This is a genomic window from Amycolatopsis thermophila, assembly GCF_030814215.1.
GTDB classification, from domain to species: domain Bacteria; phylum Actinomycetota; class Actinomycetes; order Mycobacteriales; family Pseudonocardiaceae; genus Amycolatopsis_E; species Amycolatopsis_E thermophila.
In genome coordinates, this window is the sequence record NZ_JAUSUT010000001.1 from 2669303 (window position 1) to 2686161 (window position 16859).

Genomic DNA, 16859 nt, shown 5'->3' on the forward strand with positions numbered 1-16859 from the left:
CAGGCGGCTGGACGCGATCGGCTAGTCCACCACCAGGCGCAACCCCCGGCGGGCGCGGTCGCGGTCGATGACCGTGATCTCGTGCCAGCCGCGGGGCCGCCCGTCGACCAGCAGGGCGCGCACCCGGGGCAGGCGGCGCAGGTGACGGCAGAACGCCCTCGCCCGCAGCACGCGCCCCCGCGCTCGCTGCCCCGCCAGGGCCTCCTCCGGCGTGCAGTCCACCCACAGCAGGTGCCGCCGCCGTCCGGTGAGCAGCCCGGTCAGCACCAGCCACGCCCGCGTCGCCGCGCCGGTCGCCGGGTCGTGCACCACCACCGGGCCCGGCGTGCGGACCGCGGCCAGCACCACCCGCAACCGGTGCAGGACGTGCACCGCCGGCCGGTACCGGCGGTACGGCGTCCCCGGCGGCAGCGCGGCGGCCAGCCGGTCGCGCATCCGGTCCGAGTCGAGCACCTCGACCGGCCGGCTCGCGCGCGTGCCGCGCAACAGCGTGCTCTTGCCCGAGCCGGGCAGCCCGGCGATCACCAGCAGCGCGCGCGGTTCGATCGTCATCTCCAGGGTGGTGCCGGCGGTCCTCATACCGGGCCAACGCGCGATCAGGCCGCCCGCGTTCCACACTTACCGGTCAAACCGGGCGTTCACGGCGACGCCACGGCAGGCACCGCGGCCCCGCGCCGTCGCAGGCCGAACGCCACCGCCGCGAACCCGAGCCCGAACAGGCCCGCCGCCGCGAAGCCCCAACCGGCGCTGCCGTGGTCGATCACGAACCCGACCACCGGGCTGCCCGCCGCCATCCCGAGCCGGGTGGCCGCGTCGAGCAGGCCCATCGCCTCGCCGCGCACGCGCGGCGGCGCGAGACCCGTGACCTCCTCCGCGGTCGACGCGAGCGTCGGCGCGCACGCCAGGTTCGTCGGCACCAGCGCGAGCGCCAGCAGCCACCACGGCAGCCCGCTCGCGAACGCGACGGGGATCACCAGCGCGGTCAGCAACACCATGAGCCGGGCCTGCGACAGCGACTTCCGCACCGCACCGTGCACGACCCCGCCGGCCACCGACGCCACGCACATCACCGCGATCACCAGGCCCGTCCAGCCCACCTCGCCGGTGGACCGCAGCGCGGCCAGCGTCGCCAGCTCCGTCCCCATCAGGCAGAACAGCGCGCCCGCGGCCACCAGCAGGGCACCGGCGAGCCGCGGCGTGAGCCACTCCCGCAGCGGCGGACGCGCCGCCGTGACCGTCTCGGTGTCGTGCCGGATCGGCGGGTTGAACCAGCACAGCGCGATCGTGCCGAGGGCGAACCAGGCGCCGATCCCGCTCAGCGCCAGCGTCGAGGACACCTGGGTGGACAGCGCGATCCCGGCGCTCGGCCCGACCATGAACGAGGTCTCGAGCAGGATCGAGTCGAGCGAGTAGGCCGACCGGCGGGACTCCGGCGGCACCAGCGCGGTGAGCACCTGCCGGGCGATCGAGCTCGCCGGGAGCACGAGCATCCCCGCCGGCAGGGCCGCCGCCAGCAGCGCCGCGTACGGCAGGTGCGGGGTGGCCAGCCAGAACACCGCCGAGGTGGTGCCGCACACCGCGGTGACCGGGCGCAGGCCGTAACGGTCGATCATCCGGCCGACCAGCGGGGCGCCGAGCGCGCTGCCCAGCATCGTCGCCGTGCCGACCAGCCCGGCCTGGCCGTAGCCGCGGCCGAGGTCGCTGACCACGTGCAGCGTCAGCGTGATCCCGGTGGCGGTCATCGGCAGCCGCGTGAAGAAGAACAGCAGCATCGCCGTCCGCACCCCGGGCAGGGCGAGGACGCGCAGATACGGCTGGAAGGACATGCGCCCACTTTGGCACGCCCGTGCAACTCCTTTTCCGCCGCGGGCGTGGTGTGCGTGTGGGGGACGCCATGTGGGTGCCCGGGTTGACGAACGGTGCGGCTTGGCCGGCGGAATTACTCCGATGAGGCGGGCGTCGCGGCGCGAGCGGGTGACGCGGCCACGCACGGCGATGCGCGACCGCGCCGGATTGTGGGCTTCCGCCGATGAAACATCCAGCGGATTGACCGATTGTGGGGTTTGGGCCGGAACCCGATCCGGCACGTAAGGGTGGGACACCGTCCCGATGGGGTGGTCGAGTGGTGGGTGATCGACACCGTTGGTACTCCTGGGCTTCGAGAGGTCGCCAAGGCCAGGAGGTAGGGAATGAGAGGCAAGTTCGCCCGGATCATCGCCGGCGTCGTGGCCGGCAGTGTTCTGGCGTTCGCCGGGGCCGCCGTCGCCGCCGCCGACGGGAAGGGCACGTCCAGCACGGAGGCCGCCGGTGAGCAGCTGGTGCAACTGCGGCAGGACCTGGTCGACTCGGCCTATTCGGCCGACGTCCCCGGCACCCAGCGGGCGCTCGGACAGATGAGCCCGTTGCTCGGGGACCTCGCCGTGGGCGAGAAGTACACGGTCCAGTCGGACACGCGCGAAACGGCCGCGTCGGCCAAGAACGACGCCGAGACGGCCAGCCGCATCATCGCCGACCCGTCCCAGGCGCCGGCGGTGAAGCAGGCGCCCGCGGCGTCACCGCTGCAGAACCCGCCGCCGCCGCTGGACATCGTGGCCGACCTGCTGAAGACCCTGATCCAGAAGCTCACCGATCTGCTCAACGCCCTGGTCGGGAATCCGCCCGCGCTGACGGTGCCCGCTTCCTGAGGCTGTCCCCCAGCCGGGATCCGATGTGGACTGTTCCACCTCGGGTCCCGGCTGTTTTGCGCCCGGTCTCGGGCTCCACCAGGCGCCCGCAGCGGAAGATGCTCCACACGGATGAGTTTGGCGTCCCCGGCGAGTGAACCGGACACCCTCCGCAACCTCAGATCGGCACAATCTTGATCAACCGAGGGATGCACAACCGAGAACCGTTCACCAATTGCGGTCCATCGTCCCGCCGCCGACGCCGGCACGTGAAACCACCCGGAGCCGACCGACTGGTGGGAGATCAACACGGCAGGTACGCATGAGCCTGACAGGTCCACCGAGGCCAGGAGGTAGGGAATGTTAGGCAAATTCGCCCGGGGCATCGCGGTTGTGGTGGTGGGCGGCGTGCTGGCGTTGGCCGGCACGGGGGTGGCGTCCGCGGACGGGAAGGGGACGTCCAGCACGGAGGCCGCGGGGGAGCAGGTCCTCCAGCTGCGCGACCAGCTGGCCAGGGCCGCCTACGCCGGTGACGTGGCGGCCACCCAGCGTTCGCTCGGCGGGATGAGCCCGTTGCTCGCCGACCTCGCCGCCGGTCAGAAGTACTCCATCCAGTCCGACGCCCAGCAGGCCGCGGCCACCGGCAACGACTACGCCACCGAGGCGAGCCGCATCCTGGCCGATCCGTCCAAGGCCGGCGAGGTCCGCCAGCTGCCGCCGGTGCCGGAGATCCCGGACCTGCCGCCGCCGCTGAACCTCGTCAGCAACCTGCTCAAGAACCTGCTGAAGACGGTGACGAGCCTGCTGGCCTCGTTGCTCGGCGCGGCCCCGCCGCTCCCGGTTCCGGTGCCGGTTCCGGTGCACTGACAAACGATCCGGCAGGGGGAGACCGGGGTCCGGTGTGGACGTCCACACCGGACCCCGGTCCTTTTCACGCCCGCAGGCCCAGCCGGAGCGCGCCGGCCGCCTCCGAGGTCGCTTCCCGGAACCGCTTGCCGACGCCCAGGAAGTTCACGTAGCCGTGGATCAGGTCGCGCTGGCGGCTCAACGTCACCGGTACCCCGGCGGCGCGCAGCTTCGCCGCGTACTCTTCGCCCTCGTCGCGCAGCGGGTCGAACCCGGCGGTGGCCACGTACGCCGGTGGCAGCCCGGTGAAGTCCTCGGTGAGCAACGGCGACAGCCGCGGGTCCGTCCGGTCCACCCCGGCGGGCGCGTAGTGGTCGATGAACCACGTCATGTCGGCGTCGGTGAGGAAGAAGCCGCTCGCGAAGATCTCCCGCGACCGCCTCCGCTTGCTGGCGTCGACACCCGGGTACAGCAGCAGCTGGAACGCCGGGGCGGCGCCACCACGCGCGGTCGTGACCTGCGCGGTCACCGCGGCGAGGTTGCCGCCCGCGCTGTCCCCGCCCACCGCGATCCGCTCGGGGTCCACGCCCAGGTCGGCGGCCTTGGTGTGCGCGTAGTCGAACGCCGCGACGGCGTCCTCGGTGGCCGCCGGGAACGGGTGCTCGGGCGCGAGCCGGTATTCGACCGACAGCACTCGCACACCGGCCTGCTTGGCGAAGTAGCGCGCGGCGTTGTCGTGGCTCGCGCGGCTGCCGACGACCCACCCACCGCCGTGGAAGAACACCAGCAGCGGCGACGGCGAGGGCAGCCCGTCGGGCACGTACAGCGTGGCCGGCACCGGACCGTGCTCGGCCGGGATGACGACCTCCTGCGTGCGTACCGGCTCGATCGGCTTGCCGCTCACCAGGTGGCCGGACTCGAGGATCCGCTGCCGCGCCAGCTCGGGCGTGCCCGCGGTCATGCTCACCCGCGAAATCTGCTGCAACCGCAGCAGCAGCTGCGCGTCCAGCGCCAGCTCCTGCCCGTCGAGCCGGATCGGACGCCCGGCGATGAGCCGTCGCGCCCGCTCGGGGAGACCGAAGATCAGTTGAGCCGCGACCGCTTCCACGCGGCTCTGCAGTGAGGTCGCCATGACCGGTGAGGCTACTCACTGGTAGCCACCCTGACCAGATGTGATGCGGGCCTCCGTCCCACAGCGTGGTCCTCCACTTAGGTGGAGGGGTTAGCCTCGGAAGTGTGACTAGTGCGGCGATCAACGTGGTCGGTATCGGCGGTTCCCTGCGTCCGGGCTCCCAGTCCGAGCGTGCCCTCCGCATCGCGCTCGACAGTGCGGCCGCGGCGGGCGCCGAGACGCTCGCCCTGACCGGCGAGGACCTCGTGCTGCCGTTCTACGACTCGGCGCTGGAGGAGCGCACGCCCCAGGCGGTGCGCCTGGTCGAGGCGCTGCGCGGGGCCGACGGCGTGATCATCGTCTCCCCGGGCTACCACGGCGCGCTGTCCGGGCTGATCAAGAACGCCCTGGACTACGTCGAGGACCTGCGGCCCGACGAACGCCCCTACCTGGACGGACGGGCCGTCGGGCTGGCCGCCGTCGCGTACGGCTGGCAGGCCGCGGTCACCACGCTCGACCAGCTCCGCACCATCACCCACGCCCTGCGCGGCTGGCCGACCCCGCTGGGCGGGTCGATCAACTCCGCCGAGGTCAAGTTCGACGAGGTCGGCGGCGCTTCCGACGAGAAGGCCCTCACCACCCTGAAACTGATCGGCCGCCAGGTCGCGGAGTTCGCCCGCGCCCGGCGCTGAGGGTTGGTTCCAGCGGCCCCTGGGTAACCAGCCGGTGACACCTGCCGCCAGGGGAGGAATCACGTGGAACCGCTGTACACGGCAGTCGCGACGGCGCGCGGTGACGGACGCAACGGCGAGGTGACCTCGTCCGACGGTGTCATCGACGAGCAGCTGGCCGTGCCCAAGGAGATGGGCGGCCCGGGCGGCGAGAAGACCAACCCGGAGCAGCTCTTCGCGGCCGGCTACGCGGCCTGCTTCCACAGCGCGCTGCAGGCCGTGGCGCGCAAGGGCGACGTCGCGCTCGGCGAATCGACCGTCACCGCCGAGGTCGGCATCGGCCGCAACGGGGACGGCCTGGAACTGGCCGTGAAACTCGTCGCCCACCTGCCCGGTCTGGAGCAGGACAAGGCCGGTGAGCTTGCGGCCCAGGCGCATCAGGTGTGTCCTTATTCTCGCGCCACCAGGGGAAACATCCAGGTCGAGATCACCGCGACGACCTGACGAAGCGTTGAGGAGGATTTTTCGATGGCGAACGCACCCATCCAGAGCCCGCTCACCCCGGCCGACAAGGAGATCACCGGTAACGCGCTGCAGGCCGCGCTGGTCGACCTCGTGGACCTGTCCCTGATCGCCAAGCAGGCCCACTGGAACGTGGTCGGCTCGAACTTCCGCAGTGTGCACCTGCAGCTCGACGAGCTGGTGGACACCGCCCGCAACTACGTCGACGAGGTCGCCGAGCGCGCCAACGCGATCGGCATCTCGCCGAACGGCAAGGCCAAGACCGTCGTCGAGAGTTCCGGCCTGCCGGAGTACCCGGACAACTGGCAGAACGTCGAGGCCACGATCGAGAACATCGTGAAGATCCTCGCCGGCCTGATCCAGCGCATGCGCAAGCGCATCGACGAGACGGACAAGAGCGACCTGGTCACCCAGGACCTGTTCATCGAAATCACCCAGGAGCTGGAGAAGGCCCACTGGATGTGGCAGGCGCAGACCGCCTGACCCCACCCGCGTCACGGCCCCTCGTCCGGACCCGGACGGGGGGCCGTTCGCTGTGATCCGGGCTACTGTCGAGTCATGGTGCTGCACGCGGGTGACCAGGGGGCCGACGACCGTCCGGGCGGGAGCAACCCGCTGTACGCCGTGACGAACCCGGCGCTGGCCGCCACCTACACCCCGCCCCGGAACCGGCTGCACGACCAGACGCTGCCCGCCGACACGGCGCTGCAGCTGGTGCGCGACGAGCTGATGCTCGACGGCAACGCGCGGCTGAACCTGGCCACGTTCGTCACGACGTGGATGGAGCCGCAGGCCCGCGAGCTGATCGCCGACTGCGCCGACAAGAACATGATCGACAAGGACGAGTACCCGCAGACCGCGGAGCTCGAGCGCCGCTGCGTCAACATCCTCGCCGATCTGTGGCACGCGCCCGTCCCGGATGCCGTCATGGGCTGTTCGACCACCGGCTCGTCGGAGGCCTGCATGCTCGCCGGAATGGCGCTCAAGCGGCGCTGGAGCAAGCTCGGCCGGTCCGGCAGACCGAATCTGGTGATGGGCGCGAACGTCCAGGTGTGCTGGGAGAAGTTCTGCGAGTACTGGGAGGTCGAGCCGCGCCTGGTGCCGATGGCAGGCGAGGTGTTCCACCTCACCGCGGCCGAGGCGGTTGCGCGGTGCGACGAGAACACGATCGGCGTGGTCGCGATCCTCGGCTCCACCTTCGACGGCAGCTACGAGCCGGTCGCGGACATCGTCGCGGCCCTCGACCAGCTGCAGGCCGAGCGCGGCTGGGACATCCCGGTGCACGTCGACGGCGCGTCAGGGGCGATGATCGCGCCGTTCCTCGACCCGGACCTGCAGTGGGACTTCCGCCTGCCGCGGGTGGCGTCGATCAACACGTCGGGCCACAAGTACGGGCTGGTCTACCCCGGTGTCGGCTGGGTGCTGTGGCGCGACCGCGACGCCCTGCCGTCCGAGCTGGTGTTCAACGTCAACTACCTCGGTGGCGACATGCCGACGTTCGCGCTGAACTTCTCGCGGCCGGGCGCCCAGGTCGCGGCGCAGTACTACACGTTCGTCCGGCTCGGCCGCGAGGGGTACCGGGTGGTGCAGCAGGCCTGCCGCGACGTGGCGATGCGGCTGGCGGACCGGATCGCCGGACTCGGCCCGTTCCGGCTGCTCACCCGCGGCGACCAGCTACCGGTGTTCGCGTTCACCACCCGCGACGAGGTCACCGCGTTCGACGTCTTCGACGTGTCGCGGCGGCTCCGGGAACGCGGGTGGCTCGTGCCCGCCTACACGTTCCCGGAGAACCGCACCGACCTGGCGGTGCTGCGGATCGTGTGCCGCAACGGGTTCACCCACGACCTGGCCGACCTGCTGGTCGACGACCTCACGCGGGTGCTCCCCGAACTGCACGCGCAGGACCGGCCCCAGCACAAACCCGAGACCAGCACCGCCTTCCATCACTGAGCCAGGCCGACCGCCTTCATCGCGAAGTGCACCTCGGCCGCGGTCTGCTTGATCGTCTCGGCGATCACCAGCGAACCGTGCCCGGCGTCGTAGCGGTAGAACTCGTACGGCACGTCCCGCCCGGCCAGCCGATCGAGGTAGTTCTCGATCTGGCGGATCGGGCAGCGCGGGTCGTTGTCGCCGGCCAGCACCAGCAGCGGCGCCTTGACCGCGTCGACGTAGGTGATCGGCGAGCACTCCCGGTACACGGCGGGCACCTCTTCGGGCGACCCGCCGAACAGCGCGCGGTCGAACTGCCGCAGCTGCTCCATCTCGTCCTCGTAGGCGGCGACGTAGTCCGCGACCGGCACGCTGGCCACCCCGGCGGCCCAGCGGTCGGGCTGGGTGCCCACGGCGAGCAGGGTCAGGTAGCCGCCCCACGAGGCGCCGGAGACGACCATGCGCGCCGGGTCGCTCAGGCCGCTCTCGACGGCCCAGTCGTACACCGCGGCGACGTCCTCCAGCTCGGTCAGGCCGGGGCGGCCCTCGATCGCGTCCCGCCAGGCCGAGCCGTAGCCGGTGGAGCCGCGGTAGTTGACCTCGACCACGGCGAACCCGGCGTCCAGCCACACCGCGCGGTAGGCGGAGAAGCGGTCCTCGTCGGCCGCGTGCGGACCGCCGTGCAGGGCGAACACCGTCGGCAGCGGGCCGTCCGGCGCGGTCAGCGGGCGCGCGACGAGGGCGTGGATGCGGCCGCCGGGACCCTCGACGAACGCGTCGGTGACCGGCGCCGAGCCGGGCGCGGGGTCGCCGGGCGGGGTGAGCAGGACCGTGTCGGCGCCGTCCGCGGCACGGGCGCGGATGACGGCCGGCTCGGCCGCGCTGGACCACGAGTACTCGACGGTGCCGTCCGGGCGCACCCCGGCGCCGCCGATCCGGCCCGGCGGGGTGTCCACAGCGGACAGTTCACCGGTGGTCAGGTCGTAGCGGTGCAGCGAGCTGCGGGCCTCGTGGAAGTGCACCACCAGCAGCGCGTCGGCCTTCGGGTACCAGGTGGCGACGACCTCGCCGGGCAGGCCGAGGTCCAGTTCGGTCTCGGTGCCGGCCGCGACGTCCCACACCAGCAGCTCCTCGCGGCCGCGGCGCTCGTGCAGGACGAGGAGCCGCTGATCACCGGCGACCGGCGAGAACTCCAGCGGGGTCAGGCCCTTGCCCTCGCCGTCCCACTTGTCCGCCACGGTCTCGAAGCGCTCGGTGTCCAGGACGCGGATCGCGGGGTGGCGGGAGTCACCGTGCTCGGCGTGCGAGATCGCCAGCAGCGACTCGTCTCGGGACAGCGCGCCGATGCCGGCGTCCTGCTCGCTGGTGTAGAAGCGCGTGGTCCGCCCGTCGCGGGTGGCGAACAGCTCGCTGCCGTCGTCGGTGGACACGCCGCTGGCGATCACGCGGTGCCCGATCTCGAGCCCGGCCGGGTAGCCGGGGTGGACGTCGGGCAGGGCGGGTTCGGCGGGACCGCCGTCGAACGGCTGGCGCATCCAGGTGCCGAACTCGTCGCCGTCGGTGTCGTTGAACCACCAGATGGCGCTGCCGTCGGGCGAGGTGGTGGCGTGCAGGGTGCCGTTGGGCCGGTCGGTGACCTGCCGGTGCTCGCCCGAGTCGCGGTTCCAGGCGTACACCTCCCACACGCCGCTGGCGTTGGAGACGTAGACGTTGTGCTGTGGCGAGTCGAGCGCCCAGTCCGGCACCGACACGCGCGGCGCGTGGAACCGGGCGCGCCACCGTGCCTCGGCCTCGGCGTCGTCGAAGAGGCGGTCGGGGATGTTCGCGGGCGGGTGCTGGGTAGTCACCCCTCGATCCTGCCAGCTTCTGCCCGTACCGTGTGCGTGTGCTGGAGGGATACGCGCCCGGGTTCGCGCAGGACGCGCTGGCGATGATGACGTCACGTACCGCGGCCGATCGTGCGGAGTTCGTGTTGCGCCTGCTGCGGCCGGGCATGCGGGTGCTCGACGTCGGGTGCGGTCCGGGCACGATCACCGCGGGGTTCGCCACGATCGCCGGGCGGGGCTGTGTCGTCGGCGTCGACCGCGAACCGCGCCAGTTCCCGGAAGAGTCCAAAGTGGAGTTCGTGGCCGGGGACGCGTACGCGTTGCCGGTGGCGGACGAGAGCGTCGACGTGGTGTTCGCGCACGCGTTGTTCGAGCACCTGTCCCGGCCCGGCGACGCGCTGGCGGAGTGCCGGCGGGTGCTGCGGCCGGGCGGGACGCTGGCATTGTCCACTTCGGACTGGTCGCGGGCTCGGCTGAGACCGGGGACGGCGAACGTCAGGGCGGCCCTGCGGGGCCACTACCTGCTGCGGCGGCGGGCCGGCGGGGATCCGTTCGCTGGCAAGCACGTGGCTTCGTGGGTTTCCGCTGCCGGGTTCCGCGAGGTGCGCACGCACGGGCGGTTCCGGTCGGACATGTCGTACCGGGCGCTGGCGCGGTACGTGGAGTCGCGGTTGGACGCCGCCTTGAGTGCTTCGCCGGTGGATCGGGACCAGCTGGCCTCGGCCGCGCGGTCCGCTTGGGCCTGGTCGCACAGCGGGGACGGCGAGTTCGCCCAGTACTGGGTGGAGCTGGTCGCGCTCAAGTAGGCACTCCACGCGCGGTTCCCTCCGCGCCCGACTCCGCTCCGCTCCGCCCGCGCGGATGTCGCCCCGCTCCACGCGCACCCGCGGCTCCGCTCCGCCCGCGCGGATGTCGCCCCGCGACACGCGCACCCGCGGCACCCATCCAGCCAGGCGCGGAAGTCGCGGGGGGTCCAGGGGGCTTGCCCCCTGGCGGGGGTCTGGGGGTTCGACCCCCAGAAGACACAAAGGGAAGGGGCCCCCGGTCCGCGAACTCGCGGACAGAGAGCCCCTGCCCCAACCGTCGGGGTGGCGGGATTTGAACCCACGACCTCCTCGACCCGAACGAGGCACGCTACCAAGCTGCGCCACACCCCGATGTACTGCTCAGCGGGTCGAGGAAGAGTTTAGCGGATGGCGCGGGGGGCTTTGCGGGGGGTTGCCTTGGTGGGTTCGGTCGTGGTCTTTCCCCGTGCGACCAGCGTCAACAGCGTCGCTTCGGGTGGGCACGCGAAGCGGGCCGGGGCGTAGGGGGAGGTGCCCAGTCCGGCGGAGACGTGGAGCCACATGTGGGCGCCCCAGCGGGAGGCTCCCCGGGCGCGGCTGCGGTCGAGGTCGCAGTTGGTGACCAGTGCGCCGATGCCGGGGATGCGGAGCTGGCCGCCGTGGGTGTGGCCGGCGAGGACGAGGTCGTAGCCGTCGGCGGCGAAGGGGTCGAGGATGCGCGGCTCGGGCGAGTGGGTGACGCCGAGGCGGAGGGTGGCGGCTTCGGCGGGGCCGGCGATTTCGCCGTAGCGGTCGCGGCGCAGGTGGGGGTCGTCGAGGCCGGCGGCGAACACCGTCTGCCCGGCGACGGTGAGGGTGCGGCGGACGTGGGTGAGGTCCTGCCAGCCGTGTTCGATGAACGCGGCCCGGAGGTCGCGCCACGGGAGTTTCCTGCCGTGGATGCGCTTCTTCTTGCCGCGGGGCATGAGGTAGCGGGCGGGGTTCTTGGGTTTGGGGGCGTAGTAGTCGTTGCTGCCGAAGACGAACAGCCCCGGCCGGTCGAGGAGCGGTCCGAGTGCGCGCAGGACGGCGGGCACGGCCTTGGGGTGGGCGAGGTTGTCGCCGGTGTTGACGACGAGGTCCGGTTCGAGCCGGTCGAGGGCGGCGACCCAGCGCTGTTTGGCGTGCTGGCCGGGCAGCATGTGCAGGTCGGACACGTGCAGGACGCGCATCGGCTGGGCGCCCGGCTCGAGGACGGGCAGGTCGGCGGTCCGGAGGACGAAGTGCCGCCGCTCGATGCCGGACGCGTACCCGACGGTCGCGGCCCCGAGCGCGACCGTCCCCGCGGCGAGGCGTTTTGCTGTCACCCTGTGGCTGTCACGCACCGTGCTCACCTGCCCCAGGATACGGGTCGGTAGCTCACCCCGGGCACCGGTCGAAGCGGGACCGGTGCCCGGGGCGGCTCAGTGAACGCGTTCGTACCGCGGGTCCGACGGGGGCAGCGGCAGGACCGGGTCGTTGGGCGTGAGGATCCTGCTCATCGCGCCGAACCAGGTCCGCGCGGGTGTCTTGCCACCGAACATGTTGCCCTCGCCGCAGGTCGACACGTTGCCGGGGCCACCGTCGCAGAGGCCGCCGCTCCCGCCTTCGGGCCGGAAGACCATCGCGGCGCCCGCGAGCTGCGGGGTGCCGCCGACGAACGCGGCCGAGCCGTTGGCCTGGGTCGTCCCGGTCTTGCCGATCATCGGGCGGTTCCAGCCGACCTGGGCGGCCGCCGCGGCGGAGGTGCCGCCGGGCTGGTCGTCCTTGCTCATGCCGACCGCCAGGGTGTTCGCGGCGGCCTCGTCCATCACCTGCTCGCACGGCTGCTCGTTGATCGGGATCGGCTTGCCGGTGCGGTCCTGGATCTGGCCGATCGGGGTGGGCGGGCACCACTTGCCGCCGCTGAGGATGGTCGCCGCGACGTTGGCCATTTCCAGGTTGCTCGTCGCGGACACGCCCAGGGTGAACGAACCCTGGCCGGGCGACTTGTCGGTCGGGCCGAAGTAGGCGGTCTGCGTCTTGTTCTCGCCCGGGTTCTTCGAGTCCGCCTTCACCTCGCCGCCACCGATGTTGCGCGACATCGTCTCGCGCAGGCCCAGCTTGCTCGCCATGTCGACGACCGGCCCCATGCCGACCTTCTCCTCGAGCATGACGAACGCGGTGTTGGGCGAGGTCTGCAGCCCGCCCTGCAGGGTCATCGTCCGCGTGCCGCCTTCGTAGTCGGTGGCGTTGCCCAGGCAATAGGCCCGTGTCGCTTGTGCCACCAGCGGACAGCGGGGCGACCCACCGATGAAGACGTTCGACACGTAGAAGTTCGGCACTTCGAACGTGTCGTAGATGCCCATCACCCGGTTCTGGAGCGCCGCCGCCGAGGTGAAGATCTTGTAGCTCGACCCGGCACCACCGGTGTTGTAGACGCCCGAGGGCAACGCGTACGTCGTTTGCCCGGCCCCGGCGTCCGTGCCGTAGTCGCGGTTCGCCGCGAGGGCGACCACCTCGTGCCGGTCCTTGCCGGGCCGCACCAGGGACAGCACGTTGGCGACGTTCTTCTGCGTCTTGCTCACCTGGGTCTGGGCGGACATCTTCGCCTCGTGGTTGGCGCGCTGGTCCATCGTGGTGCGGATGGTGTAGCCGCCGGTGTAGAGGTCGTCCTTGTTCATGCCGTGCGTGAGCAGGTAGTCCTCGACGTACTGGCAGAAGAACCCGTTCTCCGGCCCGGCGCCGACGCAGTTGGACGCCGGCTTCGACGGACCGCCGGGCACCACGCCCAGCGGTTCGGTCTTCATCCGCTCGGCGTCGGCCCTCGACAGCTTCAGGTTGTCGACCATGCGGTCCAGCACCAGGTTGCGGCGCTCGGTGGCGCGGTCCGGGTGGGTCCACGGGTCGTAGAACGGCGGGTTGTTGACCATGCCGGCAAGCAGCGCGGCCTGCGTGACGGACAGCTTGTCGGCGGTGGTGTTGAAGTAGGCCTGGGCGGCCGCGCCGACGCCGTAGATCTTGCGCGAGAACTCGACGACGTTGAGGTAGCTGGTGAGGATCTGGTCCTTGCTCATGGTGTTCTCGAGCTGGATCGCGATCCGGGCTTCCTTCAGCTTCCGGGCGACCGACTGCTCCTGGGCCTTCTTCTGGCCCACCTCGTCGTCCCGGTAGATGACGTTGATCAGGTAGTTCTTGACGTACTGCTGCGTGAGCGTCGAGGCGCCCTGGGTGTCACCCCCCGCGCTGTTGCTCAGCGCGGCGCGCAGCGTGCCCTTCCAGTCCACGCCGTGGTGCTCGTAGAACCGCCTGTCCTCGGTCGAGACCAGCGCCCACTTCATCGCCTCGTTGATCTGGTCGCCCGAGGTGGGGATGCGGTACTGGTCGTACAGCGTGGCGATCTGGTTGCCCGCCGAGTCGGTGATCGTGGTGACCAGCGGCGGCGGCACGTTCGCGAGTTCGGCGGACATGCTGTCGACCGTCTCGCTCGCCCTGTTCGACGCGACCCCGGCCGCGCCGACGACCGGGAACAGCACCCCCGCGACGAGAATTCCCGCGAGCAAACACAGGCCGAGCAGTTTGAACAGACCATCCGTCTTGCGCACGCCATCAGGGTAGTGGGAACGGGCATTCCCCCGCCGCGCCGCGTCGTGCGCGTACCACGGGATCGCGGTGTGCGCAGCGTGTTCGGGTAACGAATTTCCCCCGGACTCTTGGCGGCGGGAACCGCGGGCCTCTACAGTCCGTCAACGTCTCACGTATGGCGGAGCCGGGGAGGCTCCGGGTGAGCCGTCACATCACGAGGGGAGCTTGGGGGATGGAATCCACACCACAGAGCTGGCGCGTTCGCGCCCTCTGCCGGGACGCGGATCCGGATGAGCTGTTCGTGCGCGGCGCCGACCAGAACCGCGCCAAACTGGTCTGCATGGGATGCCCGGTGCGCACCGAATGCCTGGCCGAGGCGCTGGACAACCGCATCAGTTTCGGCATCTGGGGCGGAATGACGGAACGGGAACGCCGCGCATTGCTGCGCCGCCGCCCGGATGTCGTTTCCTGGACCGAACTGCTCGATTCCGCGCGCAAGGACTTCGCGGAAGCGGCTTCTTAAGAAGCCAGGCGGTCGCCGATTTCCCGGAGTCCGCCGAGGTCGTGCACGTCGCTGGGGAGCGCGGGCACCTCGACCAGGGGGACTCCGGGGTGGGCGCGCGTGAAGCGCGCCAGCAGGCGCTTCTCCCGCTCGGCGAGCGCCACCCGGTCCGCGTGCAGCTGCAGCACTGCGGTGGCCAGCGGCGCGCTCGCCTCGAGCTTTTCGGCCGCGGACAGCGCCGCGGTGGACGACAGGTCGGCCAGCACCGGGTGCGTGCGGTTGGCGACGAGCCCGGCCAGCGGCATGTTCTCGCCGCCGAGCCGCTCCACGAAGTAGCTGGCCTCGCGCAGCGCGTCCGGCTCCGGCGAGGCCACCACCAGGAACGACGTGCCCTCCGACCGGAGCAGCTCGGCCGTTTTGCGGGCCCGTTCCCGGAACCCGCCGAACATGCTGTCGAAGGCCTGCATGAACGCGGACGCGTCGGCGAGCAGCTGGCCGCCGATGATCGTCGACACGGCCTTCGCGAAGATCGAGAACCCGGTGCTGACCACCTTGCGGATGCCCCAGCCGCCGGCTTTCGCCGGGCCGGTGAGCAGCCGGATCATGCGCCCGTCGAGCGCGCTGGACAGGCGGTTCGGCGCGTCCAGGAAGTCCAGCGCGGACCGGCTCGGCGGGGTGTCCACGACGATGAGGTCCCACTCGTCGGTGGCCGCGAGCTGGCCCAGCTTCTCCATCGCCATGTACTCCTGGGTGCCGGAGAACGACGTGGAAATGGTCTGGTAGAAGGGGTTCGCGAGGAGCGCCTCGGCGCGTTCCGGCCCGGCGTGGGTGCGCACCATGTCGTCGAAGGTGCGCCGCATGTCGAGCATCATCGCCCACAGCTCGCCCTTGGGCTCGAAGCCGGCGACCGACACCTGCCGCGGGTGGTTGCCCAGCTCGCGCAGCCCGAGCGCCTGCGCGAGCCGCCGCGCCGGGTCGATCGTGAGCACCACCGTCTGACGGCCGCGCTCGGCCGCCCGCAGCGCCAGCGCGGCCGCGGTGGTGGTCTTGCCCACCCCGCCCGAGCCGCAGCACACCACGATCCGGCTCTTCGGGTCGTCGATCAACGCGTCGATGTCGAGCCGCTCGGTCATCAGCGCACTCCCTGGTCGGTCAGCGACTCGGCGAGGTCGTAGAGCGCGGCGAGGTCGATGCCGCCGGACTCCTCCGGCAGCTCCAGCGTCGGCAGGTCCGCCTCGGCGAGCTGTTCCCGTGCCCGCTGCTCGGCCGCGACGCGGATGGCGTGCTCGACCGTCTCCGCGACGAGCGCGTCGAGCGTCGCGTCCGGCAGTTCGAGCCCGGCCGTGGCCAGGCCGCTGCGCACGCGCGAGGCGTCCACCCGCCCGTCCGCGGCGGGCGTGATCGAGCGGGCGGGCAGCCGCGGCGGCCGCACCCGGTTGACCAGCACCGCGCCCGGCCGCAGGTCCGCGCCGTCCAGTTCGGCGACCGCCTCGACGGTTTCCCGCACCGGCATCTCCTCCAGGAGGGTGACCAGGTGGATCACGGTCTCCTCGGAGTGCAGCAGCCGCACCACGCCCTCGGCCTGGCCGCGGATCGGGCCGGCCTTCGCCAGGTCGGTCAGCGCCTTGGTGACGTCGAGGAACTTGACCACGCGGCCGGTCGGCGGCGCGTCGACCACGACGGCGTCGTAGACGTGCCTGCCGTCCGGGCCGGTCCGGCCGACGCACTCCTTGATCTTGCCGGTGAGCAGGACGTCCCGCAGGCCCGGCGCGAGCGTGGTGGCGAACTCGATCGCGCCCATCCGCCGCAGCGTCCGGCCCGCGAAGCCCAGGTTGTAGAACATCTCGAAGTACTCGAGCAGCGCCGCTTCGACGTCGATGTGCAGCGCCCGCAGCTCGCCGCCGCCGGGCACGCCCGCGATCCGTTGCTCGGCGTAGGGCAGCGGCTCGGTGTCGAACAGCTGCGCGAACCCCTGCCTGCCTTCGACCTCGACGAGCAGCACGCGCCGTCCGTGGCTGGCCAGCGCGATGCCGAGGGCCGCGGCCATGGTCGTCTTGCCGGTGCCGCCCTTGCCGGTGACGAAGTGCAACCGGGCGCGGGCGAGCTCGTCGGTCCATCCGGCCAGGGGTGTGCTCACACGATCCAGCGTAAATGAGCGATCACGCCGCCGCCGCGAGGAGAGCTTCACACCACCACTAGATTGGCCCCATGAGCGCCACGAAGTGGGAGTACGCCACCGTTCCGCTGCTGATCCACGCGACCAAGCAGATCCTCGACCAGTGGGGTGAGGACGGCTGGGAGCTGGTCACGGTGCTGCCGAACCCGAGCGGGGAGCAGCACGTCGCCTACCTCAAGCGGGTCAAGGCATGAGCGAGCTCGCGAGCGAATCACCGAGTGCCGTGCCCGCCGGCGTGGTGACACT

The 16859-nt window shown here is 71.6% G+C and carries 17 protein-coding genes and 1 tRNA gene; 9 read left to right on the plus strand and 9 right to left on the minus strand.

Features of this window, described 5'->3' with window-relative positions:
- Nucleotides 1-21 precede the first annotated feature (21 nt).
- Both FB470_RS13320 and FB470_RS13325 read right to left on the minus strand, forming a co-directional pair.
- On the minus strand, nucleotides 22-552 hold the full coding sequence (locus FB470_RS13320) for an AAA family ATPase (RefSeq protein WP_306991533.1): 531 nt from the start codon (nucleotides 550-552) through the stop codon (nucleotides 22-24).
- A gap of 86 nt (nucleotides 553-638) precedes the next feature.
- A complete protein-coding gene (locus FB470_RS13325) occupies nucleotides 639-1826 on the minus strand; it encodes an MFS transporter (protein ID WP_306991535.1) in 1188 nt (395 codons plus the stop codon).
- Between the two features lie 363 nt (nucleotides 1827-2189).
- Between FB470_RS13325 and FB470_RS13330 the strand changes: the two genes are divergently transcribed.
- A complete protein-coding gene (locus FB470_RS13330) occupies nucleotides 2190-2684 on the plus strand; it encodes a hypothetical protein (RefSeq protein ID WP_306991537.1) in 495 nt (164 codons plus the stop codon).
- Nucleotides 2685-3023: 339 nt separating this feature from the next.
- Nucleotides 3024-3530, plus strand: a complete 507-nt coding sequence (locus FB470_RS13335; protein ID WP_306991539.1) for a hypothetical protein — start codon at nucleotides 3024-3026, stop codon at nucleotides 3528-3530.
- A gap of 64 nt (nucleotides 3531-3594) precedes the next feature.
- On the opposite strand, the gene FB470_RS13340 is transcribed toward FB470_RS13335, so the two are convergent.
- Nucleotides 3595-4641, minus strand: a complete 1047-nt coding sequence (locus FB470_RS13340) for an alpha/beta hydrolase (RefSeq protein ID WP_306991540.1) — start codon at nucleotides 4639-4641, stop codon at nucleotides 3595-3597.
- 125 nt (nucleotides 4642-4766) lie between these two features.
- On the opposite strand from FB470_RS13340, the gene FB470_RS13345 reads away from it, so the two are divergent.
- The 4 genes from FB470_RS13345 (at nucleotide 4767) to FB470_RS13360 (ending at nucleotide 7763) form a co-directional block, all read left to right on the plus strand.
- Nucleotides 4767-5312, plus strand: coding sequence for an NADPH-dependent FMN reductase (locus FB470_RS13345; RefSeq protein WP_306999235.1), 546 nt, complete (start codon nucleotides 4767-4769; stop codon nucleotides 5310-5312).
- 63 nt (nucleotides 5313-5375) lie between these two features.
- On the plus strand, nucleotides 5376-5795 hold the full coding sequence (locus tag FB470_RS13350) for an organic hydroperoxide resistance protein (protein WP_306991542.1): 420 nt from the start codon (nucleotides 5376-5378) through the stop codon (nucleotides 5793-5795).
- 24 nt (nucleotides 5796-5819) lie between these two features.
- On the plus strand, nucleotides 5820-6296 hold the full coding sequence (locus tag FB470_RS13355; RefSeq protein ID WP_306991543.1) for a Dps family protein: 477 nt from the start codon (nucleotides 5820-5822) through the stop codon (nucleotides 6294-6296).
- 75 nt (nucleotides 6297-6371) lie between these two features.
- Complete coding sequence (locus tag FB470_RS13360; RefSeq protein WP_306991544.1) at nucleotides 6372-7763, plus strand: glutamate decarboxylase; 1392 nt, start codon at nucleotides 6372-6374, stop codon at nucleotides 7761-7763.
- On the opposite strand, the gene FB470_RS13365 is transcribed toward FB470_RS13360, so the two are convergent.
- Entirely contained in the window at nucleotides 7757-9589 is a 1833-nt protein-coding gene (locus FB470_RS13365; RefSeq protein ID WP_306991545.1) for a S9 family peptidase, read from the minus strand. The genes FB470_RS13360 and FB470_RS13365 overlap by 7 nt on opposite strands.
- Nucleotides 9590-9627: 38 nt before the next feature.
- Here FB470_RS13365 and FB470_RS13370 point away from each other — a divergent pair, with 38 nt between their 5' ends.
- A complete protein-coding gene (locus tag FB470_RS13370) occupies nucleotides 9628-10374 on the plus strand; it encodes a class I SAM-dependent methyltransferase (protein WP_306991546.1) in 747 nt (248 codons plus the stop codon).
- Between the two features lie 277 nt (nucleotides 10375-10651).
- Here the strand turns inward: FB470_RS13370 and FB470_RS13375 are convergent.
- From FB470_RS13375 to FB470_RS13385, 3 genes are all read right to left on the minus strand, one after another.
- Nucleotides 10652-10725 (minus strand) — tRNA-Pro (locus FB470_RS13375).
- Between the two features lie 29 nt (nucleotides 10726-10754).
- On the minus strand, nucleotides 10755-11726 hold the full coding sequence (locus FB470_RS13380) for a metallophosphoesterase (RefSeq protein WP_306991547.1): 972 nt from the start codon (nucleotides 11724-11726) through the stop codon (nucleotides 10755-10757).
- 69 nt (nucleotides 11727-11795) lie between these two features.
- Complete coding sequence (locus FB470_RS13385) at nucleotides 11796-13955, minus strand: transglycosylase domain-containing protein (protein ID WP_306991548.1); 2160 nt, start codon at nucleotides 13953-13955, stop codon at nucleotides 11796-11798.
- A 212-nt stretch (nucleotides 13956-14167) separates the two neighbouring features.
- Between FB470_RS13385 and FB470_RS13390 the strand changes: the two genes are divergently transcribed.
- Entirely contained in the window at nucleotides 14168-14458 is a 291-nt protein-coding gene (locus tag FB470_RS13390; RefSeq protein ID WP_306991550.1) for a WhiB family transcriptional regulator, read from the plus strand.
- On the opposite strand, the gene FB470_RS13395 is transcribed toward FB470_RS13390, so the two are convergent.
- Nucleotides 14455-15570, minus strand: a complete 1116-nt coding sequence (locus FB470_RS13395) for an ArsA family ATPase (RefSeq protein WP_306991551.1) — start codon at nucleotides 15568-15570, stop codon at nucleotides 14455-14457. The two genes, FB470_RS13390 and FB470_RS13395, sit on opposite strands and share 4 nt — an antisense overlap.
- Entirely contained in the window at nucleotides 15570-16574 is a 1005-nt protein-coding gene (locus FB470_RS13400; protein WP_306991553.1) for an ArsA-related P-loop ATPase, read from the minus strand. Before FB470_RS13400 ends, FB470_RS13395 begins: the two co-directional genes overlap by 1 nt.
- A 71-nt stretch (nucleotides 16575-16645) precedes the next feature.
- On the opposite strand from FB470_RS13400, the gene FB470_RS13405 reads away from it, so the two are divergent.
- Nucleotides 16646-16807 (plus strand): DUF4177 domain-containing protein, encoded by a 162-nt coding sequence (locus FB470_RS13405; RefSeq protein WP_167110427.1) that lies wholly within the window; start codon nucleotides 16646-16648, stop codon nucleotides 16805-16807.
- Nucleotides 16808-16859 lie beyond the last annotated feature (52 nt).